General features: G+C 70.9%; 21 protein-coding genes, 2 pseudogenes and 1 riboswitch. Of the genes and pseudogenes, 11 read left to right on the top strand and 12 right to left on the bottom strand.

Going from position 1 to position 23,309, the window contains the following annotated elements; genetic code table 11:
• Window positions 1-158: 158 nt before the first annotated feature.
• The gene (locus tag ACWDVB_RS11520) at window positions 159-626 is read right to left on the bottom strand and encodes an RDD family protein (protein ID WP_451514453.1); all 468 of its coding nucleotides are present in this window, start codon (window positions 624-626) and stop codon (window positions 159-161) included.
• Between the two features lie 227 nt (window positions 627-853).
• Between ACWDVB_RS11520 and glnA the strand changes: the two genes are divergently transcribed.
• Window positions 854-2,263, top strand: a complete 1,410-nt coding sequence (glnA, locus tag ACWDVB_RS11525; protein WP_451514614.1) for a type I glutamate--ammonia ligase — start codon at window positions 854-856, stop codon at window positions 2,261-2,263.
• A 104-nt stretch (window positions 2,264-2,367) separates the two neighbouring features.
• Here glnA and ACWDVB_RS11530 read toward each other — a convergent pair.
• A pseudogene (locus ACWDVB_RS11530) lies at window positions 2,368-2,477 on the bottom strand (dihydrofolate reductase family protein); the annotation flags it as partial.
• A 2-nt stretch (window positions 2,478-2,479) separates the two neighbouring features.
• On the opposite strand from ACWDVB_RS11530, the pseudogene ACWDVB_RS11535 reads away from it, so the two are divergent.
• Together ACWDVB_RS11535 and ACWDVB_RS11540 are read left to right on the top strand one after the other, a co-directional pair.
• Window positions 2,480-2,611 (top strand): annotated as a pseudogene (locus ACWDVB_RS11535) (dihydrofolate reductase family protein); the annotation flags it as partial.
• 174 nt (window positions 2,612-2,785) lie between these two features.
• A complete protein-coding gene (locus ACWDVB_RS11540) occupies window positions 2,786-3,448 on the top strand; it encodes an MgtC/SapB family protein (protein WP_451514454.1) in 663 nt (220 codons plus the stop codon).
• A 17-nt stretch (window positions 3,449-3,465) separates the two neighbouring features.
• Here the strand turns inward: ACWDVB_RS11540 and ACWDVB_RS11545 are convergent, their stop codons facing one another.
• The 6 genes from ACWDVB_RS11545 to ACWDVB_RS11570 all read right to left on the bottom strand — a co-directional run bounded on the left by ACWDVB_RS11545 (window position 3,466) and on the right by ACWDVB_RS11570 (window position 9,697).
• Entirely contained in the window at window positions 3,466-4,224 is a 759-nt protein-coding gene (locus tag ACWDVB_RS11545) for a metallophosphoesterase (protein ID WP_451514455.1), read from the bottom strand.
• Window positions 4,225-4,382: 158 nt separating this feature from the next.
• Window positions 4,383-5,264, bottom strand: coding sequence for an ABC transporter ATP-binding protein (locus tag ACWDVB_RS11550; RefSeq protein WP_451514456.1), 882 nt, complete (start codon window positions 5,262-5,264; stop codon window positions 4,383-4,385).
• Window positions 5,261-6,283 (bottom strand): FecCD family ABC transporter permease, encoded by a 1,023-nt coding sequence (locus tag ACWDVB_RS11555; RefSeq protein WP_451514457.1) that lies wholly within the window; start codon window positions 6,281-6,283, stop codon window positions 5,261-5,263. Before ACWDVB_RS11555 ends, ACWDVB_RS11550 begins: the two co-directional genes overlap by 4 nt.
• A gap of 2 nt (window positions 6,284-6,285) precedes the next feature.
• Window positions 6,286-7,323 carry an ABC transporter substrate-binding protein gene (locus tag ACWDVB_RS11560; RefSeq protein WP_451514458.1) on the bottom strand — a complete coding sequence of 346 codons (1,038 nt, stop codon included), beginning with the start codon at window positions 7,321-7,323 and terminating at the stop codon, window positions 6,286-6,288.
• 177 nt (window positions 7,324-7,500) lie between these two features.
• Window positions 7,501-7,685: riboswitch (cobalamin riboswitch) on the bottom strand.
• Window positions 7,686-8,369: 684 nt separating this feature from the next.
• Window positions 8,370-8,828, bottom strand: coding sequence for a VOC family protein (locus ACWDVB_RS11565; protein ID WP_451514459.1), 459 nt, complete (start codon window positions 8,826-8,828; stop codon window positions 8,370-8,372).
• Window positions 8,825-9,697, bottom strand: a complete 873-nt coding sequence (locus ACWDVB_RS11570) for a helix-turn-helix domain-containing protein (RefSeq protein WP_451514460.1) — start codon at window positions 9,695-9,697, stop codon at window positions 8,825-8,827. Before ACWDVB_RS11570 ends, ACWDVB_RS11565 begins: the two co-directional genes overlap by 4 nt.
• A 581-nt stretch (window positions 9,698-10,278) precedes the next feature.
• Here ACWDVB_RS11570 and ACWDVB_RS11575 point away from each other — a divergent pair.
• The gene (locus ACWDVB_RS11575) at window positions 10,279-11,409 is read left to right on the top strand and encodes a haloacid dehalogenase-like hydrolase (protein ID WP_451514461.1); all 1,131 of its coding nucleotides are present in this window, start codon (window positions 10,279-10,281) and stop codon (window positions 11,407-11,409) included.
• Window positions 11,410-11,513: 104 nt separating this feature from the next.
• On the opposite strand, the gene ACWDVB_RS11580 is transcribed toward ACWDVB_RS11575, so the two are convergent.
• Window positions 11,514-12,467, bottom strand: coding sequence for an alpha/beta hydrolase family protein (locus ACWDVB_RS11580; RefSeq protein WP_451514462.1), 954 nt, complete (start codon window positions 12,465-12,467; stop codon window positions 11,514-11,516).
• Window positions 12,468-12,920: 453 nt separating this feature from the next.
• Window positions 12,921-13,217, bottom strand: a complete 297-nt coding sequence (locus ACWDVB_RS11585; RefSeq protein WP_451514463.1) for a hypothetical protein — start codon at window positions 13,215-13,217, stop codon at window positions 12,921-12,923.
• Window positions 13,218-13,385: 168 nt separating this feature from the next.
• Here ACWDVB_RS11585 and ACWDVB_RS11590 point away from each other — a divergent pair, with 168 nt between their 5' ends.
• From ACWDVB_RS11590 to ACWDVB_RS11605, 4 genes are all read left to right on the top strand, one after another.
• Window positions 13,386-13,757: an arsenate reductase family protein gene (locus ACWDVB_RS11590; protein ID WP_451514464.1), complete on the top strand. Its 372-nt coding sequence runs from the start codon at window positions 13,386-13,388 to the stop codon at window positions 13,755-13,757.
• A 210-nt stretch (window positions 13,758-13,967) separates the two neighbouring features.
• Window positions 13,968-14,996, top strand: coding sequence for a glutamine synthetase (gene glnII / locus ACWDVB_RS11595; protein WP_451514465.1), 1,029 nt, complete (start codon window positions 13,968-13,970; stop codon window positions 14,994-14,996).
• A 305-nt stretch (window positions 14,997-15,301) separates the two neighbouring features.
• Window positions 15,302-15,889, top strand: coding sequence for a winged helix-turn-helix domain-containing protein (locus tag ACWDVB_RS11600; protein WP_451514466.1), 588 nt, complete (start codon window positions 15,302-15,304; stop codon window positions 15,887-15,889).
• Between the two features lie 67 nt (window positions 15,890-15,956).
• On the top strand, window positions 15,957-16,946 hold the full coding sequence (locus ACWDVB_RS11605; RefSeq protein ID WP_451514467.1) for an NAD-dependent epimerase/dehydratase family protein: 990 nt from the start codon (window positions 15,957-15,959) through the stop codon (window positions 16,944-16,946).
• Between the two features lie 111 nt (window positions 16,947-17,057).
• Here the strand turns inward: ACWDVB_RS11605 and ACWDVB_RS11610 are convergent, their stop codons facing one another.
• Window positions 17,058-19,256, bottom strand: a complete 2,199-nt coding sequence (locus ACWDVB_RS11610) for an MMPL family transporter (protein WP_451514468.1) — start codon at window positions 19,254-19,256, stop codon at window positions 17,058-17,060.
• A 272-nt stretch (window positions 19,257-19,528) separates the two neighbouring features.
• Between ACWDVB_RS11610 and ACWDVB_RS11615 the strand changes: the two genes are divergently transcribed.
• Genes ACWDVB_RS11615 through ACWDVB_RS11625 form a run of 3 tightly spaced genes read left to right on the top strand, consistent with a single transcriptional unit; the run spans window position 19,529 to window position 22,853 of the window.
• Window positions 19,529-20,800, top strand: coding sequence for a sensor histidine kinase (locus ACWDVB_RS11615; protein ID WP_451514469.1), 1,272 nt, complete (start codon window positions 19,529-19,531; stop codon window positions 20,798-20,800).
• The gene (locus ACWDVB_RS11620; RefSeq protein ID WP_451514470.1) at window positions 20,785-21,435 is read left to right on the top strand and encodes a LuxR C-terminal-related transcriptional regulator; all 651 of its coding nucleotides are present in this window, start codon (window positions 20,785-20,787) and stop codon (window positions 21,433-21,435) included. The genes ACWDVB_RS11615 and ACWDVB_RS11620 overlap by 16 nt, the downstream gene beginning before the upstream one ends.
• A gap of 32 nt (window positions 21,436-21,467) precedes the next feature.
• Window positions 21,468-22,853 carry a DUF1996 domain-containing protein gene (locus ACWDVB_RS11625; protein ID WP_451514471.1) on the top strand — a complete coding sequence of 462 codons (1,386 nt, stop codon included), beginning with the start codon at window positions 21,468-21,470 and terminating at the stop codon, window positions 22,851-22,853.
• Between the two features lie 13 nt (window positions 22,854-22,866).
• On the opposite strand, the gene ACWDVB_RS11630 is transcribed toward ACWDVB_RS11625, so the two are convergent.
• Window positions 22,867-23,301: a hypothetical protein gene (locus ACWDVB_RS11630; protein ID WP_451514472.1), complete on the bottom strand. Its 435-nt coding sequence runs from the start codon at window positions 23,299-23,301 to the stop codon at window positions 22,867-22,869.
• Window positions 23,302-23,309 lie beyond the last annotated feature (8 nt).

Raw genomic sequence — 23,309 nt, forward strand, 5'->3', positions numbered from 1 at the left:
ACACCCCCCCCTCCGACTTAGACGGGCCCCGCACCCCATCCCCTGTCGGTTTCCGGGGCCCTTCAACGTCGTAGGCCAGGACCCGTAGGCCAGGACCCGTAGGTCAGGACCCGTAGGTCAGGACCCGTAGGTCAGGATTGTGTAGATCACGACCCGAACTAGATCCGAATCTGCACGGCGCGGGCGAGGCGGTCGTGGAGGCCGCGGCCGTCGCGGTCCCAGATCAGGGCGGGAATGGCGACGCACAGCAGGACGCCGCGGGCCAGCACGCGCCCGATGCCGAGCCGGCCGCCGCCCTCGGCGATGACGCGCAGCCTGAAGAGCGCCTTGCCCGGCGTGCAGCCGACCGTGCCGACGGTGAGCACGCTCAGGACGAAGAAGATGCCGAGGGACCAGTTGCCCATCGCCTGCTGGTCACCGCGGGCGAACAGGCCGTATGCGATCAGCAGGCACAGGCCCCAGTCCACGGCGATGGCGCCGATGCGGCGGCCGGGACGCGCGATCGACCCCGGCCCCTCCTCCGGCAGGCCGAGCTGCTCGCCCCGGTATCCGAAGTCGACACCGGCGTCCTCCGCGGCCGCGCGCGGGCCGGACAGCCACGATCCGATTACTTGCCTGTTGTCCACCCGTCCACGGTACTGCGCCCCGTTCCGTACGGGGCCGGGCGGGGTCGGTCCGTACAGGGGCGGGCGGGGCCGGTCGCACCCGGGCCGGTTAACTTCGGCGAAACAAATGGGTCACGCTTGAGAAATCCCCCGTCCCTATGGTCGGGTCCCAGCGTGTGCCACCGCACTGGCCGCACCACGATTCACAACCCCGTCCCGCCCCGGGCGGGAGTAGGAGGAGTTGGATGTTGTTCCAGAACGCCGACGACGCGAAGAAGTACCTCGCGGACGAGGACGTCAAGTTCGTCGACGTCCGATTCTGCGACCTGCCCGGTGTCATGCAGCACTTCACGATCCCGGCGGCGGCGTTCGACCCGGACGAGGAGCTGGCCTTCGACGGTTCGTCGATCCGTGGCTTCCAGGCCATCCACGAGTCCGACATGGCACTGCGCGCGGACCTGTCGACGGCTCGCTTGGACCCCTTCCGCCGCGACAAGACCGTCAACATCAACTTCTTCATCCACGACCCGATCACGGGCGAGCAGTACAGCCGTGACCCGCGGAACGTCGCGAAGAAGGCGGAGGCCTACCTGGCCTCGACCGGCATCGCGGACACGGCCTACTTCGGCCCCGAGGCGGAGTTCTACGTCTTCGACAACGTCCGCTTCCAGACGTCGGCGAACGAGAGCTTCTACCACATCGACTCCGAGGCCGGCGCCTGGAACACCGGTGCGGTCGAGAACAACCGCGGCTACAAGGTCCGCTACAAGGGCGGCTACTTCCCGGCCCCGCCGGTCGACCACTTCGCGGACCTCCGCGCGGAGATCTCCCTCGAACTGGACAAGAACGGCCTCCAGGTCGAGCGCCAGCACCACGAGGTGGGCACGGCGGGCCAGGCCGAGATCAACTACAAGTTCAACACGCTGCTGGCCGCGGCCGACGACCTGATGCTCTTCAAGTACATCGTGAAGAACGTCGCCTGGCGCAACCAGAAGACCGCGACCTTCATGCCGAAGCCGATCTTCGGCGACAACGGCTCGGGCATGCACGTCCACCAGTCCCTCTGGTCCAACGGCGTCCCGCTCTTCTACGACGAGCAGGGCTACGCGGGCCTCTCGGACACCGCGCGCTACTACATCGGCGGCATCCTCAAGCACGCGCCGTCGCTCCTCGCCTTCACCAACCCGACGGTGAACTCCTACCACCGCCTGGTCCCCGGCTTCGAGGCCCCGGTCAACCTGGTCTACTCCCAGCGCAACCGCTCCGCGGCGATGCGCATCCCGATCACGGGCTCGAACCCGAAGGCCAAGCGGGTCGAGTTCCGCGCGCCGGACCCGTCCTCGAACCCGTACCTGGCGTTCTCGGCGCTGCTCCTCGCGGGCCTCGACGGCGTCAAGAACAAGATCGAGCCGGCCGAGCCGATCGACAAGGACCTCTACGAGCTGGCCCCCGAGGAGCACGCGGGCGTCCCCCAGGTCCCGACCTCCCTCCCCGCGGTCCTCGAAGCCCTGGAGGCGGACAACGAGTACCTCCAGGCGGGCGGCGTCTTCACGTCCGACCTGATCGAGACGTGGATCGACTACAAGCGGACGAACGAGATCGCCCCGATCCAGCTGCGGCCGCATCCGCATGAGTTTGAGCTGTACTTCGACATCTAAGCCGCGGGTCGGGTGACTTGTCCGACCGTCAGATACGGCAGTGAGGGCCGCCATCTCCCACGGAGGAGATGGCGGCCCTCACTTGTACAGCGCCTGGTCCCGACGGTCAGGGCTCGGGTCTCGGCGAGTTCGACCCGGCGCTCGTGCTGAGGAGAGAACGGAACACCACCGCCGACCAGCACCGGATATATCCCCGGTACTCGTCGATCAGACCCGGCGGCGCAGGGCAACGCCCGCTTGGCCTCCGGCGGCCTGGCGGAGGAGATTGAGCGGTTGCGGGCCGAGCCGGGCGAGGGCGACATCGCAATCGGCGGCGCGACTCTCGCCGCTGAGGCGGCCGCGTCGGGTGGACGCCGACCCCAGGTCACGCTGCGCATCAGAAGTCCTCCTCGGGCCGAGTCATCTCACGAGATCATTTCGTTGAGAGGGTGGCCGTGATGTGAGTGGAGGGAGAGGTGCGTGGTGGTGCGGGTGGCCTTGGAACCGGGTGGGCAGGGGTGGGTGCAGGCCGGGGAGTTCGGGGTGGCTTTTCTGTTGTCCAGTGTTATCGGGCTGGAGCGGGAGATTCGGCAGAAGGCCGCGGGGCTGCGGACGTACACGATTGTCGGGGTCGGCGCCGCTCTGTTCACGCTCGTGAGCAAGTACGGGTTCAGCGATGTGCTGCACTCCGGGACCGTCGCCCTGGACCCCTCCCGTATGGCCGCGCAGATCGTCTCCGGGCTCGGCTTCATCGGGGCCGGTGTCATCTTCGTGCAGCGCGGGTCGGTGCAGGGGCTCACCACCGCGGCGACCATCTGGCTCACGGCCGCGGTGGGGTCGGCGGCCGCCGCGGGGCTGCCCTTGCTCGCGGTTCTCGCTACCGCCGCCTACTTTCTCGTCTCCTACGGGGTGCGGCCCCTGGCCCACCGGCTGCCCGCGCTGCGGTCCGTGCCCGCCGGCTATCGGATCACCTATGTGCAGCGCCCCCGGCTCCTGCATGACCTCCTCGAACAGTGCGAGGCCGCCGGGTTCGTCGTCGACGGGCTGCGGACCGTCGCCACGGACGGCGCGAGCGGCGGCCCGCAGGACACTGCCGATGTGCTCATCTCCGTCGTGGGGCGCGGGGACCTCGGGGCCCTGACCGTTCGGTTCGCCGATGTTCCCGGCGTGGTGGCCTGCCGGCGCGACAGCTCCGGGGAGGAGTGACGGGTCAGAAGCTGGCCTCAGTCGAGGGGGACGGGGACTGGGCGGTAGTGCGTTGTCAGGCGGCCCTCGGGGGTCAAAGCGTGGAAGGCCAGTGCCGGGGGCAGGTCCAGGTGTACGTGGTGGGTCGCGGTGATTTGGGGTTCCCAGGGGAGGCGGAGGGTCGAGACCACGCCGGGGGCGACCAGCAGGGGCCTTCCCGCGAACGTGGTCGCCGCGGGCGTGTGGGCGTGGCCGGCCAGGAACGCCGTCACGTTCGGGTGGCGGGCCGTCAGTTCGGCCAGGCGGTCCTCGTCGAACTGGCGGATCTCGTCGACGTACGGCGTGTGCAGGGGCACGGGCGGGTGGTGGAAGGCGATCAACGCGGGCAGCTCGGGCGGGGCCTCCGCCAGGGTGTCCTGCAGCCAGGTCAGGGTCTCGTCGTCCAGTCTGCCGTGGTGCTCGCCGGGGACCGACGTGTCACACAGGGCCAGCGTGAAGCGGTCCGTCGTGTACGACTGGTTGATCGGTGCCGTTCCCGGGGGGTCGCCCAGCAAGTGCTCGCGGAACGCGGCGCGGTCGTCGTGGTTGCCGGGGCAGGTCAGCAGCGGGTGGCGGGACGTGAGGAGCTTGCGGGCCTCCTCGTACTCCGCCGGGGCCGCGTGGTCGGCTATGTCGCCCGTGACGATGACCGCGTCCAGGTCGTACGGGAGGTCGTTCAGGTACTCCATGACGGCGCGGGTGCGGTCGATGCTGCGGCCGCCGTCCTCCTCGCGCGTGACGATGTGGGTGTCACTCACGTGGGCGATCAGTGATGTTGATGTTGACGCTGACGCCGTCTGTGCCGGTGGGTTCGATCGGTTCGGTCGGTTCGGTCGGTTCGGTGGCATTGTGCGGGGCTCTCCTTGCGGGCTCACGGTCTTCGGGTGGCGAACCTACGGCCGCGGGCAGCCGTGCGTTAAGAGCCAGTCGTACGTGTCTGGACTGGTGCTGGTGCTGGTGCTGGTGCGGAGAGGCTTCGTAGGAAGCGGACCGACAGTGTCGGGGGGCGGCCGTCCACGTGGTCCGGCTCCCCTGGCGTCACCACCGCCCGTACTCCGTAGACCTCCGCGATCAGCTTCTCCGTGATCACCTCGGCCGGTGTGCCCGCCGCGTACGCCGTGCCCCCCTTCAGGATCAGCACGTGGTCGCAGAACATCGCCGCCAGGTTGAGGTCGTGCAGGGCGATGACGCTGGTGACGGGGAGTTCGGCGACCAGGGAGAGGAGGTCCAGCTGGTGCTGGATGTCCAGGTGGTTGGTGGGCTCGTCCAGGAGGAGTTCGCGGGGGTCCTGCGCCAGGGCGCGGGCGATCTGGACGCGCTGGCGTTCGCCGCCGGAAAGCGTGTGCCAGGACTGGGCGGCACGCTCGGTGAGGCCGGTGCGCTCCAGGGCCTCGCGTACGGCACGTTCGTCGTGGGGCGTGGGTGGCGACCATGCGCGACGGTGCGGGATGCGACCCAGGCGTACGACATCTCGTACGGTCAACTCGACCTGCGTGTCGGCGTGTTGATCGACCACGGCGATGCGGCGTGCCACCTCGCGGCGGGGCGTGTCGGTGAGCGGGCGGCCGTCCAGGGTGACCACCCCGGCGGCGGGGGCGAGGACGCCCGCGAGGATGCGCAGGAGCGTGGACTTGCCGGAGCCGTTGGGGCCGAGGAGGCCGACGGTGGCGCCGGGCGGCGGGGCAAGGCTGACGCCGTCCACGATGAGGCGGCCGCCGGCCTCACGGGCGACCCGCTCGGCGCGCAGGCCGTCCGTCGCTCCGGCCACTTCTTCGCGGCGCCTCGTCTGGTACGTCATGTCATCGCCCTCCGCGTCCGGTACAGCACCGCCACGAACGCCGGTACGCCGATGAGTGACGTCACCACGCCCACCGGGACCTCCTGGGGGTCCAGGGCCGTGCGGGCCAGGGTGTCGACCCACACCAGGAAGACCGCCCCGGCGAGCGCCGTGACGGGGAGGAGCCGGGCGTGGCCCGAGCCGACGAACGCGCGGGCCGCGTGCGGCAGGACCAGGCCCACGAAACCGATCGCGCCCGCCGAACTGACCAGCGCGGCCGTCAGCAGCGCCGTCACGCAGAGCAGGACGAGCCGGGTGCGCGCCACCCGTACGCCCAGCGTCGCCGCCGCCTCCTGGCCGAACGCGAAGGCGTCGAGCGTACGGGCGTGGGCGAGGCATACCGTCAGCGTCACGGCGAGAACCGCGGCACACAGCCATACGTCCGTCCAGCCCGCCCCGCTCAGCGAGCCGAGCAGCCAGAACAGCACGCCCCGGGCGGTCTCCGCGTCGCCCGCGGTGAGGATCACGAAGGAGGTCAGGGCGGAGAAGAGCTGCATCGCGGCGACGCCGGACAGCACCACCCGGTCCGTCGTGCCGCCGAGCGTGTGGCTCAGGAACAGGACGAGCGCGAACGAGCAGAGCGCGCCCACGAAGGCGCCCGCCGAGATCGACAGCGCTCCCCCGCCGACGCCGAGGACGAGGACCGCGACCGCTCCGGTGGACGCCCCGGACGACACCCCGAGCACGAAGGGGTCCGCGAGGGGGTTGCGGAGCAGGGACTGCATGACCGCGCCGCAGACCGCGAGGCCCGCGCCGCAGACGGCGGCGAGCAGGGTGCGGGGCATCCGCAGGTTCCAGACGATGCCGTCCCTGATGGGGGTGAGCCGTGGCTCGCCCCAGCCGAGGTGCGCGGCGAGCGCCGACCACACGTCGGGGACCGAGATGTCGGCGGGGCCGATGGTGACGGCGACCGCTACGGAGAGCGCGAGCGCGGAGCCTGCCGCCAGCCACAGCAGCCCCTGCCGGGCGGGGGCGGCCATGCTCACTTGGCGAGCCCGAACTTCCGCAGTCCGGCGGCCACTTGCTCGATGCCGTCGACCGTACGGATCGTCGGATTCATGGCCTGGCCGCTGAGCAGGACGTACCGCTTCTTCTTCACGGCGGTCAGGTTCTTGGTCGCCGGGTTCGTCTCCAGGAACTTGATCTTCGCCGCGGCGCTCTCGGCGGACTGCGACTTGCGGGTGAGGTCGCCGATGACGAGGACGTCGGGGTCGCGGTCGGCGACGGTCTCCCAGTTGATCTGGGGCCACTCCTCGCGGGTGTCGTCGAAGACGTTCTTCGCGCCGAGTTCGCGGGTGATGATGCCGGGGGCGCCGCAGCAGCCCGCCATGTACGGGGCGTCGGAGTTGGCGAACCAGTACAGGAGCGTGGTGTCGGAGGCGGTGGCCTTGTCGATGTCCTTGGTGGCGTTCGTGACCCGGCGCTTCATGTCGGCGATCAGTTTCTCGCCGCGCTGCTCGACGTCGAACACCTTCGCCAGGTCGCGTACCTCGCTGTAGACGGTGTCCATGGTGAGGGTCTTGACGCGCTTGCCGTCGCCGCCGCCGTCGTTGTCCTTGCCCGCGCAGTCGGTGGGCGAGACGTAGACGGGGACGCCGAGTTCGGTGAACTTCGTACGGTCGGCGACGCCGCCCTTGCCGACGGTGTAGAGGAAGGAGGCGCTGACGAAGTCCGGTTCCTTGGCGAGGACTTTTTCCAGGGAGGGGTAGCGGTCGGCGAGCCGCTCCACCTTCGCGTTGTCCTTCTTGAGGTTCTTCAGGACCGGGTCGGTCCAGGTGCCGGTGCCGACCATGCGGTCGGCGAGGCCGAGGGAGAGCAGGATCTCCGTGGAGCCCTGGTCGAGCGAGACGGCCCGCCGGGGCGGGGCATCGACCTTCGCCTCCTTGCCGCAGGAGGCGACCGTGACCGGGTAGCCGTCGGCGCTCTTGCCCGCGGGGGCGGCGGACTTCTGGGCGGTGCCGTTGCCGCAGGCGGTGAGCGTGAGCATTCCGGCCGCCGCGAGCGCTCCGGCCGTGAGCATTGCGGTAGAGCGCGGGGTGGTGGATGTGCGGCGCGGGGCGGATGTGCGGCGCGGGGCAGGCAGGCGCCGGGCACGCAGGTGCGGGGCGGATATACGGACTGTCGAGGACACGCGATCCCTTGAGTGTCACGGCTCATACGCGGAGCCTGGTCTGCGTCACGACCTCCGCCGGCCGGTGTGCGAGCGGAGGCGCCAGCAGGTCTTCGGACTCGGGATCGGCCGGGCGGGGCGCCTTCCCGGGCGTCGCGAGACGCCCAGTGGCCGTGGCCCCGCCCGTCCCCCTCACCGCTGCGCGTCAGTTCCGGATTCGCACCGGATTCCCTGGCCCAGGTGTGGGTTTGACTGGCTTGCGCAAGTTATCACGCGGCGTTTTCGACGCATGCCGCTTGCCGCCTGGCGGGCTTCGGCTTGCGGTGCCTTCGGGTCCTGGCGGGTTTCGGCTTGCGGTGCCTTCGGGGCCTGGTGGGCTTCGGCTTGCGGTGCCTTCGGGGCCTGGTGGGCTTCGGCTTGCGGTGCCTTCGGGGCCTGGTGGGCTTCGGCTCGCGGTGCCTTCGGGCCCTGGTGGGCTTCGGCTTGCGGCGCCTTCGGGCCCTGGTGGGCTTCGGCTCGCGGCGCCTTCGGCTGCGCCGGGCTTCGGGCTCGCTGTGCTCTCAGGCTTCGCCCGGGCTCGGGCTCGCGGTGCCTTCGGGCCCTGCTCGGCCTCGGGCTCAGGGTGCCTTCAGTCTCCGCCCGGCCTTGGGCCCGCCGTGCCCTCAGGCTCCGCCTGACCCCGGCTCAGAGTGCCCTCAGGCTCCACCCGGCCCCGGCTCAGCGTGCCCTCAGGATCCGCCCGACCCCGGCTCAGAGTGCCCTCAGGCTCCACCCGGCCCCGGCTCAGCGTGCCCTCAGGATCCACCCGGCCCCGGCTCGCAGTGCCTTCAGGCCCCGCCCGGCCCCGGCTCGCAGTGCCTTCAGGCCCCGCCCGGCCTCGGGCTCACAGTGCCTCCAGCTCCGCCGGGCCCGGCTCAGAGTGCTTCAGGCCCGCCGGACCCCGGCTCAGCGTGCCCTCAGGCTCCACCCGGCCCCGGCTCGCCGCGATAGGTTCCGAAAAACCAGCGGTTTCCCTCGGGGTCCGCGATGCCGAACTCGCGGCTGCCGTACGGCTTGTCCTCGAGCTTGCCGATGATCTTCACGCCGGCCCCGGTGAGCCGGGCGTACAGGGCGTCCACCTGGTCGGTCACCACGTAGGCGCCGGAGGTGCCCGGCTCTCCGCAGGTATCGGCGCTGGCCGACGACTCGGGGTCGTACGAGCCGAGCATGATGCCGCCGCCCTCGGGCCAGTCGAGCTGGGCGTGGGCGACGCGGTCGCCGTCCTCGTGGACGGCGGTGCGCAGGAAGCCGACGGTGCCGACAAGGAAGTCGATCAGCGCGGGGGCGTCCTGGGCCTGCAGGGCCGGCCAGACGGCGGGCTCCCGCAGGGTCGAAGGGGTGCTGGTGCTGAGCTGCTGCTTCTCGGTGGTGTTCATGCCTCCCACTCTTCGCCCCCGCCGTGCGCCCCGGCTTGGATATTCCGGCACTCTTCGGCCAGCCAGCGCGTGGGACTCGCCCCCGTGTACTGCCGGAAGTCGCGTACGAGGTGCGAGTGGTCGTAGTAACCGGTGTCGGCGGCTACCCGGGCGAGGTCCGGCGGCCCGCCCGCCGCGACCACGCGGATCACGGCGGCCTTGGCGTGCTGGAAGCGCATGAGCCGTGCCGCCTGCTTGGGGCTCAGCCCGGTCTCGGCGCGGAACAGCGCGGTCAGGCGGCGCTCGCTCAGCGCGACGTGCCGGGACAGGCCGCCCAGGGTGCCCGCGCCGCGGTGCCGGGCCAGCCAGGCCCAGGCCTCGGCGACCTCGGGGCGTACGGAACCCGGGGTCCGGTCCGCGGCCGCGCGCCGCCGCCTCAGGTAGGCGGACAGGGCGGCGAAGCGGTCCTCCCAGCGGTCCAGCTCGCACAGCCGCTCGCGGACCTCGGCGGCGCGGGCGCCGAACACGTCCGTGCCGCCGGTGACGAGCTGCCCGGTCAGCGCGCCGGCGGGCAGGCCGAGCAGGGCGCGGGCCGCCAGCGGGTGCACGGCCAGCTGGATGCCCGCCTCGTGCTCGGGCTGGACGACGTACGCGGGGCTCTGGTGCAGGCCGCCCACGACGATGTCGGTGCGGACCGCGTCCGCGCCGGTCGCCTGGGCGGGCGTGCCGCCGCTGGCGATGGGCCCGTCCAGCGAGAAGATCACCGTCAGATACGGCGAAGGCAGACCCCGGTGCAGGGCGGGCCGCTGCCCGGCGGTGCGGTAACCGACCGCGGACACGACCATGCCGTCGAGCCGGGGAACGGTCCGGACGAACTCACGGGAGCCCATGCGGTCCAGTATGCGCGGTGGGTGCGGGCGGCCGGGGGCCCTTATGCGTCCGGTCAACCGCCGCACCTCGCCGCGCAGTCGCAGGCCCCGCCGGCTGTCGAATGTCGAATGTCTAAGTCCTGTCGGCCGCGGGCGCGGTGGTTGATGTTGTGGGGCGGGGAACGGCCGAGCGGTTGCGGGGCGACGGCCCGACCAGCACCCGGCGGCGTGAACGGTCCGACCAGGACCCGGCGGCATGGACAGTCCGACTAAGGCCCGGCGGCATGGACAGTCCGACCAAGGCCCGGCGGCATGGACAGTCCGACCAAGGCCCGGCGGCATGGACAGTCCGACCAAGGCCCGGCGGCGTGCACGGTCCGTCGGCCGCAGGCGCGAGTGGACGCGACGCGAAGCCCCACAGTCCCGCCCCTCACGGCCCGGGCCCGCCCTCGCGTCCCGCTCCACTACCCCCGTTCCCCTCCCCCACACCCCCCGGGCACGGTGACTTCGATCATGGGAAACGGGCGCCCCGCCCCATAGCATTGCGCGCCGCTCCGGATGGGGCCGCGCATCGCTCTCAGGAACGGCGGGACACGGAAGACATGGCAGTACGAGAGAAGAAGAAGCTGGGCCTCATCGGCGCCACGGGGGCCCTCGCCGCCGCCGTCCTCGCGGGCGGCGCGCTGTGGCCGACGAGTGAGGCGACCGCCGCCGACACCTCGATCGCCACCGCCCGCGAGCTGTCGCACTGGCCCAAGCCGGTCGCGAAGAAGCTCGGCAAGGTCATCGCCGCCAACGACCACAAGGGCGCGTACGCCGTCTTCGACGCGGACAACACGACGTACCGCAACGACCTCGAGGAGTCGCTGCTGCCCTTCCTGGAGATGAAGGGCGTACTGACCCGCAAGACCATGGACCCGTCCCTGAAGACCATCCCCTTCAAGGACACGGCCACGCACAAGGAGAGCCTCTACAGCTACTACAACCGGCTCTGCGAGGTGGACGACCAGCTCTGTTACCCCTGGGTCGCGCAGATCTTCTCCGGCTTCACGCTGAAGGAGCTCAAGGGGTACGTCGATGAGCTGCTGGCGTACAAGAAGCCGATACCCGCCGAGTACTACGAGGACGGGAAGCTCACCAAGACGGAGGTGAAGCCGCCCGAGTTCTCCAACGGCATGCGCCAGCTCTACAAGACGCTGCGCTCCCACGGCATCGAGGTGTACGTCGTCAGCGCGGCCAGCGAGGACCTGGTGCGCATGGTCCTCGCCGACCCGAAGTACGGCTACGGCGTCAAGCCGCAGAACGTCATCGGCGTCTCCATGCAGCTCAAGGACCGCAAGACCGGTGAGGTGACCAGTTCCCGCAAGGAGATCGCCGAGGGCCGCTTCGGCGAGAAGGACCGCGAGAAGCTGGCGGCGCGGGAGCTGACGCCGAACCTGTGGGCGCCGCTCACCTGGTACGAGGGCAAGCCCGCGGCGATCAACACGTACATCGACGAGTGGAAGAAGCCGGTCCTCGTGGCAGGTGACACGCCGGTCAGCGACGGGCCGATGCTGTTCCACTCCGCCGATGTGGAGCACGGCGGCGTACGGGTCTGGGTCAACCGCAAGGACTCGTACATGAAGCAGCTCGACGGGATGAAGAAGAAGAACGCCGACCGGCAGCGCGAGCTGGGCCAGAAGGTGACCGCCGACAAGCGGTGGCTGACGGTCACCCCGGACCAGATCGGCTGACCCGTGTCCGCTGCCCCGTGTCCGCTGACCCGAATCTGCTGCCCGAATCCGCTGCCCGGATCCGCTGACCCGATCCGCTGACCTGACCCGGATCCGCTAGCCGGTCAGCCGGCCGTCGTCCACGCCGCCACCTGCTTGGCGAGCGCGCCGCCCGCCTTCGTCCACGCGAAGTGGTCGAGGCGGTCGCCCGCCTCCCGTTCGGTGTAGTGGCGCCTGGTGAGGCGGGCCCGGGGGACCTTGCCGAGCAGGTGGTCGAGGGCGGAGGCGGGGGCGAGGGTGTCGTGGTCGACGGAGACCGCGAGCACGGGCAGCTCCAGGGCGGCGAGGGCCGCTTCGTAGTCGAGCGTGGAACCCTTGGCGGTGTAGCGGCCCGTACGCCCCTGCCGCGCCCAGTCCCGCATGACGCCCCTGGGCTGGTTGCCGCCGAACCCGAGCCGGGTGCCGGGCCAGCGGCCGAGCACGGTCGCCGTCGCGGCGATCAGCAGCTCGCCGAGGAGCAGAGCGGGGGCGCGCAGCGGGCCGTACGCGCGGAACCAGACGGATCCCGTGGCGACGAGCGCCACGCCGTCGACGCCGGGGCCCGCCCTCAACGCCGCGTACACCAGGCCGAGTTGGCCGCCGAGGCTGTGGCCGAGGAGGTACAGGGGCGGCTCGGAGCCCAGCTCGGCGCGGATCGCCGCGAGGACCGCGGGGAGGTCTTCCTCGACGATCGCGCGGTAACCGTGGTCGCGCGCCGCGCGGTCGGTGGCGCGTGGCGTCGCCTCGCCCTGCCCGCGCAGGTCGGCGGTGAGCACGGTGAGGCCCTCGTCGTGCAGCCGGCGCGCGAAGTGGCGGTAGAAGCGGGCGGGAGTACCCATGGCCGGGAGGATCAGCACCGCGGGCGCCGGCGGCGGTCCGGGCGCCGGCCCGGAACCGGACGGAAGGAAGCGTTCGGGCGCGGGCGCGCGCAGAGCACGCACCGGCACGCGGGCGCCGTCCGGGAGTTCGGCGGTCGTCAGAAGCGGCAGTTCGTCGGCGGGGCCGGCCTTGGCCATACCGACGGGTTCCGGCTGGGTCATGGTGCACAGCATGTCTCATCGCACATGTGACCGCACGGGATCGCGCGGGATCGGCGCGGGGATCGCGGGATCAGCGCGGGGACCAGGGAATCGGCGCGGGACCGACGCGGGAACCCGCGCGGGAAGCCAGTGCGGGATCCGACGTAGGACTGGCGCGGGACCGGCATGGGACCGGCATGGGACCGGCGTGGGACGGCATGGGACGGCATGGGACGGCATGGGACCGGCATGGGACCGGCGCGGGATCAGCGCAGGGCCGACGCAGGATCAGCGCAGGAACGACGCAGAACCGGCAAGGGGCAGACGCGGGAACGGCGCGGGACCAGCGCGAGGCCCGCACGGGATCAGCGCGAGGCCCGCACGGGACCAGCGCAAGGCCCGCACGGGACCAGCGCAAGGCCCGCAGAGACGTGAAGTCCCCCCGCGGGCCCCGCACTTGCGCTCTCCGTCCGCTCAGCGGCTGTACCGCATCAGCGCACGCACCATGTGACAGGTGACGTCGGACGGCGGGTGGATCCCGATCTCCTCCGCCATCGCCCGTATCGTGCTGTTCTTCGCCTGGTTCGGCAGCCAGACGCCCGAGTCGAGCAGGGCGATGGCCAGGCGCATGGCCTTGAGGCGGCGGTTGTGGTTGACGTACCACTCGCGCGGCCGGCCGGCGGGCAGCGCCTTCTTCTCCAGCGGTGCGTACGGCAGATCGAAAAGGACGGGCTTGGACACGGGCTTTGTTGTCAGTGCGGCAGCGGGCACAGGCATCCTCCTGTCGCGGTCAGGACCCCCCGTCGGGCGCCCTCGAACACTACTGTGATTCTACTGCGAGGCACTGACAATCGCCGCTGGCCAGAGGGGCTTTGGGGTGTTCGAACAGGGCCGCACCACACACCCTGGGACGGGTGTGTCGGAGGTAGCGTGTGCGGCATGGAGATCTGGATCAACCCCGCCTGTTCGAAGTGCCGAAGCGCCCTCGCGCTGCTCGACGCGGAGGGCGCCGACTACACCGTGCGCCGCTACCTCGACGACGTACCGACCGAGGACGAGATCCGTGCCGTGCTGGAGCGTCTCGGCCTCGAACCCTGGGACATCACCAGGCCCCAGGAGCAGGCCGCCAAGGACCTGAACCTCAAGGACCGCGAGGCCTGGCCGCGCGACGCCTCGGGCCGCGCCCGCTGGATCAAGGCCCTCGCCGAGCACCCGAAGCTGATCCAGCGGCCCATCATCACGGCGGACGACGGCACGGCGGTCGTGGCCCGGACCGAGGAGGCGGTACGGGACGCGGTGTCCCGCGGATGACCGCCGACGTGTGGACGTATACGTACAGAGGTGGCCGTCGACGTATACGGAATGTCACCGTGACGTGAACCACACCCGGCCCAGGTAACACGGGGTTCACACAAGAGCAACGGTCGGGAAATCGCCGGTTGCGAGGCTGCCGCACACCACCACGGCACCGCAGCACCCGCACGTTCTGCGCCGTACCGAACGTTTTAAGGATGAGGCCCCGTGACCTTCAAGGCTGAGTACATCTGGATCGACGGCACCGCGCCGACCGCCAAGCTCCGTTCGAAGACGAAGATCCTCGCGGACGACGCGAAGGGTGCCGAGCTGCCGCTCTGGGGCTTCGACGGATCCAGCACGAACCAGGCCAAGGGGCACGCCTCGGACCGCGTACTGAAGCCCGTCTTCACCTGCCCGGACCCGCTCCGCGGCGGCGACGACGTGCTCGTGCTGTGCGAGGTCCTCAACACGGACATGACGCCGCACGAGTCCAACACCCGCGCCGAGCTGGCCGAGGTCGAGGCCCGCTTCGGCGCGCAGGAGCCGATCTTCGGCATCGAGCAGGAGTACACCTTCTTCGAGGGCGACCGCCCCCTTGGCTTCCCCGTCGGCGGTTTCCCCGCCGCGCAGGGCGGCTACTACTGCGGCGTCGGCTCGGACGAGATCTTCGGCCGTGACGTCGTCGAGGCCCACCTGGAGAACTGCCTGAAGGCGGGCCTCGGCATCTCCGGCATCAACGCCGAGGTCATGCCGGGCCAGTGGGAGTTCCAGGTCGGCCCGCTCGCCCCGCTGGAGGTCTCCGACCAGCTGTGGATCGCCCGCTGGCTGCTCTACCGCACCGCCGAGGACTTCAAGGTCTCCGCGACCCTGGACCCGAAGCCGGTCAAGGGCGACTGGAACGGCGCGGGCGCGCACACCAACTTCTCCACCAGGGCGATGCGCGAGGGCTACGCGCCGATCATCACCGCCTGCGAGGCCCTCGGCGAGGGCTCGAAGCCGCTGGACCACGTCAAGAACTACGGCGCCGGCATCGACGACCGGCTGACCGGCCTGCACGAGACCGCCCCGTGGGACGAGTACAAGTACGGCGTCTCCGACCGCGGCGCCTCGGTCCGCATCCCGTGGCAGGTCGAGGTGGAGCAGAAGGGCTACATCGAGGACCGCCGCCCGAACGCGAACGTCGACCCGTACGTCGTGACGCGGCTGCTCGTCGACACGTGCTGCACCGCCCTGGAGAAGGCCGGTCAGGTCTGATTCCGCATGGTTCGTCCGTACGATGACGGGGGCGCCCACCGCGAGATCGGTGGGCGCCCCCGCCGTCGTCGGCATCCTGTCTGCTTCAATGGGGGCATGGGCAGCAGCTACCGGAACACCGCGACGGGTCGCCATGACCTCGAGCCTTTCTGGCCCTCCCGGCAGCATCACGACTTCGACCGGATGTGTTGCCGCGCGATGAACGCGCGGGCCCTTTAAAGCCGTTCACCCGGCCTTCGCCTGGCGCGCACGACGTACGTCTCGTTCTCGACGACTCCTTCTTCGCGCGAAAGAGCTGACTTCACATGGCGAACTCACGTACTTTCACTGCCGCTTCCGCTTCCCCTTCCGCTGCCGCTTCCGCTGCGGCCTCCGTCTCCGCCGCCCGGGGGCGCCTGCGGGCCGTCGACCCGGACGAGGTGGTGCAGATCGCCGACTTCCTGCCGCCGGGCGCCCAGTGGCTGCCCGCGCCGCAGCACACGCTGCCGACCCTGCCGGGGCAGCCGCCGATGATCGGCTATCTCGTCCTCGTACCGGCCGGGCAGGAGCCGGCCGGGCACGAGTCGGTCGAGCCGGAGGCGTCGGCCACGGGGCCGGTCAGGGGGCCGGTCAGGGTCGACGCCGTACAGCGCTCCGCCGAGGTCGACGGGCGGCCGCTCGACCTCACGTACCTGGAGTTCGAACTGCTCGCGCACCTCGTCGCGCACCCCCACCGGGTGCACACCCGGGACCAGTTGGTGACCACGGTGTGGGGGTACGGGCACGTGGGCGACGGGCGCACCGTCGACGTCCATGTCGCGCGGCTGCGGCGCAAGCTCGGCGCCGAGCACCGCGGGACGATCCAGACGGTGCGGCGCGTTGGCTACAAGTACGTCCCGCCGGCGCATCGCTGAGCGTCGGCTCTCTGCTTGGAGCAGAAGGCAGTTCCGCTGACCCCCTCACCAGGGCAGAGTCGTCCCCATGAGACTTCTGATACTGGGTGGTACTGAGTTCGTGGGCCGCGCCGTCACCGAGGCGGCGCTCGCCCGGGGCTGGGAGGTGACCGTCTTCCACCGCGGCCGCCACGCGGCGCCCGAGGGGGTCCGCGCCATCCACGGTGACCGCACGGCCGAGGGCGGCCTCGCGGGGCTCGCCGAGGGCGAGTGGGACGTGGTGGTCGACACCTGGTCGGCCGCGCCGCACGTCGTACGGGACTCGGCGCGGCTGCTCGCCGGGCGGGCCGGGCGGTACGTCTATGTGTCCAGCGGTTCCGTGTACCGCTACCCGGGCGAGGCGGGGTCCGACGAGAGCTTCCCCGTGGTGGACGGCGACCCGGACGCGGAGGCGACGGCGTACGCGGAGGACAAGCGGGGCGGGGAGCTCGCCGCGATCGCCGGGTTCGGGGCCGAGCGGACGGTGCTCGCGCGGGCGGGGCTGATCCTCGGCCCCTACGAGAACATCGGCCGGCTGCCGTGGTGGCTGAACCGGGTCGCGCGGGGCGGTCCCGTCCTCGCCCCCGGGCCGCGGGACCTGGAGATCCAGTACGTCGACGTGCGGGACCTCGCGGAGTGGGTCCTCGACGCGGCCGTGGCGGAACTGCACGGCGCGTACAACCTGGTCAGCCCCATGGGGCAGATCACGATGGGCGAGCTGCTCGACGCGTGCGTCGAGGTGGCGGGCGGCAATGACGTGTCGCTCCGCTGGACGGCGCCCGAGGTGGTCCTTGAGGCGGGCATCGAGCAGTGGATGGAGCTGCCGGTGTGGCTGGCGCCCGGGGAGCTGCACGACACGATGCACCGGACCTCTTCGGAGAAGGCCGTCGCCGCGGGGCTGGGGACCCGGCCCGTCGCGGCCACGGTCCGTGACACGTGGGAGTGGCTCCAGTCCATCGGCGGCACGCCGCCGCAGCGCCCCGACCGCCCGGTGGTGGGGCTCGCCCCCGAGAAGGAGGCGAAGGCGCTCGGCCTCTGACGTGATGTGACATGACGCGATGTGATGTGGCCCCGGCGCGCAAGAAGCGCCGGGGCCACGTCACGTATATGAGCGTCTCGCTTCCGAGCGTCTCACTTACGAGCGTCTAGGTCACCGCCCGCTCGGAACAGGGACGTTGTGCCGTCCGCCCTGGGGCGGGGCAGCGGGCCCCTCCTCCTCGTGGGAGATCCGCGGCAGCCACCTGAGATACCGCGGCGTGTGCCAGTTCCGCTCCCCCAGCAGGGTCATCACGGACGGCAGCAGGATCATGCGGACCACCGTGGCGTCCAGCAGGACCGCGACGCCGAGGCCCACACCCATCTGCTGCATGTCCTGCATGGACAGCGTCCCGAAGACCGCGAAGACCGCCACCATGATCACGGCCGCGCCCGTCACCGCGCCCGCCGTGCGCGTGATGCCCTCATGGATCGCCGAGCGGTTGTCCATGCCCCGGTCCCGGGCCTCGCGGATCCGGGAGACCACGAACACGTGGTAGTCCATCGACAGGCCGAAGAGGACGACGAGGACGAACAGCGGCATCCAGTTCTCGATCGCGCCGACCTGTTCCGAGCCGATCAGCTCCGCGCCCCAGCCGTGCTGGAAGACGGCGGTCATGACACCGTACGCCGCGCCCACCGAGAGGAGGTTGAGGAGGATCGACGTCACCGCGACGACCACGGAGCGGAAGCTGAAGAGCATCAGCAGGAAGGTCACGATCGCGATGAAGCCGAAGACGGGCACGATGCCCTTGCCGAGCTGGTCGCTGAAGTCCTCGGACGAGGCCAGGTCGCCGCCCACGTACGCCGTCGCGTCCACGCCCTCGAAGGCCGCGGGAACCGTGTCGTCGCGCAGCTCGCCGAGCGCCTTCTTGGCCTCGGCGTCGGTGCCGTCGCCCGGCAGCGGCACCGCGATCTCGGCGACGCCGGCCGCCCGGTGGACGGTGAGTTCGGCGCCGTCGCCCGCCTTCTTCGTCAGGGTGTCCAGGGCGTTCCGCACCTGTCGCGCGTCGATGTCGTCCGCCTCGACGACGATCCGGGCGGGGGCGGGGCCGCCGGGGAACTCCTCGGTGATCTTCTTGTACGAGATGGAGAGCGGGGCGTCGGAGCCGAACTGCTTCTCCAGGCCGAGCTGTTCGGTCTTCATGCCGAGCGCGGGCGCGGCCAGCGCGAGGAGCAGGACCGCCGCGCCGACGGCGAAGAACTTCGGGCGGGCGAGTACGGGCCCAAGGAGCTTGCCCGCGACGCCGCCACTCGGTCGCGTGCCCCTCTTCGAGGTCTTCGAAGCGCGGTTCAGGAACGGGACGCGGCCCGCGTCGATCCGGTCGCCGAGCCCCGCGAGCAGCGCCGGCAGGACCGTGACGGAGCCGATCATCGCCACGCACACGACCAGGATCGTGGCGACGGCGAAGCCCTTGAAGAGGAGCAGCCCGGACAGGAACATGCCCGCCATCGCGACCATCACCGTCAGACCGGAGACCAGGACGGCGCGCCCGCTGGTGGCCGCGGCGATCCGCAGCGCGGTCTCCGCGTCCCGGCCGGCCGCCCGCTCGTCGCGCTCGCGGCGCAGATAGAACAGGCAGTAGTCGACGCCGACCGCGAGGCCCATCAGGAACATCACGGAGTACGTCGTCTCGAAGAGGTGCAGCTGATGGCTGGCGAGGGAGAGCAGTCCGAACGCCGCCACGCACGCCGTGAGCGCGAGGCCGACCGGCAGCAGCGCCGCGACCACCGCGCCGAAGGCGACCAGGAGGATGCCGAGCGCGAGCGGCACCGCGGTGAACTCGGCCTTCTTCAAGTCGTCGGAGAGCAGGTCGGACAGCTGCTTCTCAGAGCTGGCGTCGCCGAACTGGTGGAGGGTGATGCCGTGCGCCGCGCCGTCCTGCCGCGCCTTCGCCACGGCGTCGAGCACCGGCTGGACGCGATCGGCCGCCTCGTCCGACGCGCCCTTGATCTCGAAGCGGAGCAGCGCGTCCTTGCCGTCCTCGGAGGACAGCGGTGCCTGGACGTCCTTCACGTCGCCGGTCGCGGTCAGCGCCTTCGACAGGTCGGCCGCCGCGTCGCGCCAGCCGTCGGCGGTCCGCGCGGTGACCATGACGAGTTCGCCCGCGGGCTCGTCGACGCCAGCGTCCTTGAGGATCTCGGCGGCCCGGCCCGAGTCGCCGACCCCCATCTCGTCGTCGGACGCGGTGACCATGCCGGAGGCCCCGCCGAGGACCGTGGCGAGGACCACGAAGACGAGCCAGCCGAGTACGGCCGTCTTGCGGTGGTGTGCGCTCCACACTCCGAGTCGTGCCGCGAGGTTCCGCCTCATGGCGCTTTCGCCCCCATCAGTCTGCGTGAGTGAACGTCGAACAAGACGTGACCCACGCTAGAAATCCAGGACGTGGCGCCCCAGCCGTCGGGCACCCCTCCGCGTGAAGCACAGGGCGAGGCCAGGGGGTGTCGTCAGGTACACCCCCCGCTCGGGTGGAGGACCCAATGACCTGGGCCCGCGCCGCCCGCGAGACTGTGACGGTGCCGTACGCACAGAACGCGGCGGGCCGCCCGTGCCCCACCGGTGCTCGACGAGAGGGATGAATGACCATGACGAGGCTGAAGGACGCACTGATCGCGGGGGCCCGGGGCCTCTATCTGGCGATCGTCTCGTTGGTGGGCTCGATCGTCCTCTTCGTGTTCGCGTTCCTGTCGATCGCGTTCATCCTGCTCGGGATCGGCGTCTTCACCACGCCGGCCGTCCTGATGGGCGTACGCAAGTACGCCGACGCGCAGCGCATACGGGCCGGTGAGTGGTCCGGCGTGCAGATCCCGTCTCCGTACCGCGCTCTTCCGGCCGGTGGGCGGTCGGGTGTCGCCGGGCAGGTGGAGCGCTGCTCGCTGATGCTGAAGGACCCGGCGACCTGGCGCGACCTCCAGTGGCTCCTGGTGAACATGACGGCGGGCTTCGTCGTCGTGATCTTCGCCCCGGCACTGCCGCTCTACATGCTGTACGGCTGGGTGCTCGCGTTCGGCGTATGGGAGCCGATTCACAACGCGGGCGGCGGCGAGTGGTACGCCTTCATCCACGTCACCTCGCAGTCCACCGCCAACCAGGCGGCCGCGCTCGGCGTGGGCTTCTTCGCGCTGGGCGTTCTCGTCAACACCTCGCTCATACGCGCCCACTTCCTGCTCGCCCGGACGTTTCTCGCGCCCACTTCGGCCATGCGGGAGCGCGAACTGGCCCACCGGGTCGATCGGTTGACCGAGACGCGGCACGACGCCGTGGACAACTCCGCCGCCGAGCTGCGCCGCATCGAGCGCGATCTGCACGACGGCGCGCAGGCCCGCCTGGTGGCCATGGGCATGGACCTCGGCACCATCGAGGCGCTCGTCGAGTCGGACCCGGCCAAGGCCAAGCAGCTGCTCGCCAAGGCCCGGCAGAACTCCGGCGAGGCGCTGACGGAGCTGCGCGACCTGGTCCGCGGCATCCATCCGCCGGTCCTGGCCGAGCGGGGCCTCGGGGACGCGGTGAAGGCCCTCGCGCTGCGCCTGCCGATCTCCACCGAGGTCGACGTGGAGCTGCCGGGCCGGGCCGAGGCCCCGGTCGAATCGGCGGCGTACTTCGCGGTGAGCGAGTCGCTGACCAACGCGATCAAGCACTCGGGCGCCGACCGTCTCTGGGTGGACATGCACCACGGCGACGGCATGCTGCGCATCGCCGTCACCGACAACGGCAAGGGCGGCGCGGCCGTCGGCGCGGGGTCCGGGCTGAGCGGAATCGAACGCCGACTCGGTACATTCGACGGCGTACTGGCCGTCAGCAGTCCCGCGGGCGGCCCGACCATGGTGACCATGGAGATCCCTTGCGCGTTGTCCTAGCCGAAGACCTCTTCCTGCTGCGCGACGGCCTGGTGCGGATGCTGGAGGCATTCGACTTCGAGATCGCGGCGGCCGTGGAGAGCGGGCCGGAACTGACCGAGGCCCTCGCGGAGCTGCGGCCGGACGTCGCCGTCGTCGACGTCCGGCTGCCGCCGTCCCACACCGACGAGGGCCTCCAGTGCGCGCTGGCGGCCCGCCGCGCCAGGCCGGGGCTGCCCGTGCTCGTCCTCTCGCAGCATGTGGAGCAGTTGTACGCGCGTGAGCTGCTGGCCGACGGCACCGGCGGCGTCGGGTATCTCCTCAAGGACCGGGTCTTCGACGCCGCGCAGTTCATCGACGCCGTACGCAGGGTCGCGGCGGGCGGCACCGCCATGGACCCGCAGGTGATCCAGCAGCTCCTCTCGCGGCGCTCCAGCGACCAGCCGCTCGGCGCGCTCACCCCGCGCGAGCGCGAGGTGCTCGAACTCATGGCGCAGGGCAGGTCGAACGCGGCGATCGCGTCCCAACTCGTGGTCACGGAGCGGGCGATCGCCAAGCACACGTCGAACATCTTCGGGAAACTCGATCTTCCGGTCTCCGACGACGACAATCGGCGCGTGCTCGCGGTATTGGCGTATCTCGACCAAGGGCGCTGAACACGCCGGGCGGTTGATGCGTATGTAACCCCATGGGACGCACATCACGAAAACGATCAAAGCTGGCCGGACGGATGATCGCCGCGTCGGCGGCCCTGCTCATGGGCGGCGGCGGTCTCGTCGCGGTGAATGTCTACGCGAACGCCGAAGAAGGCCCGGATCAGCCTCCTCCACAGAGCGCCGGGCAGCGGGCGTCGACCATCAGCTGCCCGGACGTGGCCAATCAGCTGCCCGAGGTGCCCGAACCGGCGCGCGGCACGGTGGACCGCCGGCTCGCCGATCTGGACAGCCAGATCACCCGGGCCTACGCGGAGTTCACCAAGGCCGAGGAGAAGGAGTCCGTGCTCGGCCCGCTGGAGGAGCGGCGGCGCGGCACGCTCGACGAGATCGCGGACGCCATGGACCGGGCCGGTGGGAGGCCGGAGGGAATCGACGGCATGGCGCCCTGTACGTTGCGGGCCGACGACCAGGCACAGGGCGAGGGACAGGGCGAGGAGCAGGGTGAAGGGCAGAGCGGGGGGCAGAGCGGTAATGGGCCCGAAGCCGGTGACTTCGTCGAGATCGAGTCCGTACGGCCCAACGTCAACCGCCCCCGCAATCAGCGCGGCGCCTCCCGCGGGACCTTCACCACGAAATGCGGGCGGAACGAGAACGGAAAGTTCAATCCCGACAATGTCATCGTCGCGCCCGGTGTGAGCAATGGCGCTCACCATATGCACGACTACGTGGGAAATCAGGCGACGGACGCGTTCTCCGGCGATGACGATCTCGCCAACGGCGAGACGAGTTGCCGCAATCAGGGCGACAAGTCGACGTATTACTGGCCCGTGCTGCGCCTCCAGAACGGAAAGGACGAGAACGACGCGCAGGCGGACGGCGGCGGCAAGGACCAGAACGTCGGCGAGATCCAGACACCGGCCTCCGTCACCCTGAAATTCGCCGGGAATCCGACGAGCAAGGTCGTCGCGATGCCGCGCTTCCTGCGCGTCATCACCGGTGACGCCAAGGCGTTCACGAACGGCGACGCCAATGCCAACGCCTCCTGGAGCTGCACCGGGTTCGAGAACCGCCAGCTCAAGGACAAGTACCCGATCTGCCCCGAGGGCAGCAAGGTCGTCCGGACGTTCAACTTCCAGAGCTGCTGGGACGGGCGCAACACCGACAGCGCCAACCACCGCACCCATGTCGCCTTCGCCGATCAGCGGACCGGCGCCTGCCCCCGGGGCTTCCGGGCCATCCCGCAGCTGGTGCAGCGCGTGGTGTACGACGTACCGCCGGGGCCCGGCTTCGCCGTCGACTCGTTCCCCGAGCAGCTGCACAAACCCGTCACCGACCACGGTGACTTCATCAACGTATTCGACGAGCGGCTGATGCGGCGCGTGGCGAGCTGCGTCAACTCCGGGCAGCGCTGCACCTGACCCGCCCGCCCGTTCACCCCCCGTGGCGGCCGTGGTGGCCCCCGCCGTGCCTCCCCGCGGCGTCCACCACGGTCCCGCCGAGCCGCTCACGCAGCGCCGAGATGTCGGCGGGGCCGCCGACCGCGACCCAGCTGCCGCCGACGAGGTACGTGCCGCCGTAGTCGTCCGCCTCGTCGAGCCATTCGGCCTGGCCACGCGCGTTTGTAAAGGTTACGAGGATGTAGCGCCGGGCACCGTTCTCACAGGTGGCCTGGCGCAGGTCGGCCGCGTCCGTCTGGATGTCGGCCCTGCATCTCGCCCTGGCCGCCAGCTGCTCCAGGCTGCCGCTCGCCGTGCTCGGTGTGTCGTCACCCCCCGAGCCGCATCCCACGATCACCGAGCCGCATCCCACCATCGCGAGCAGAAGGCCCACGCCCCTGCCCGAAAGCACGATCCGTGCTGCCTTCATCGTCCCAC

It is taken from the genome of Streptomyces sp. NPDC003379, from assembly GCF_053589195.1.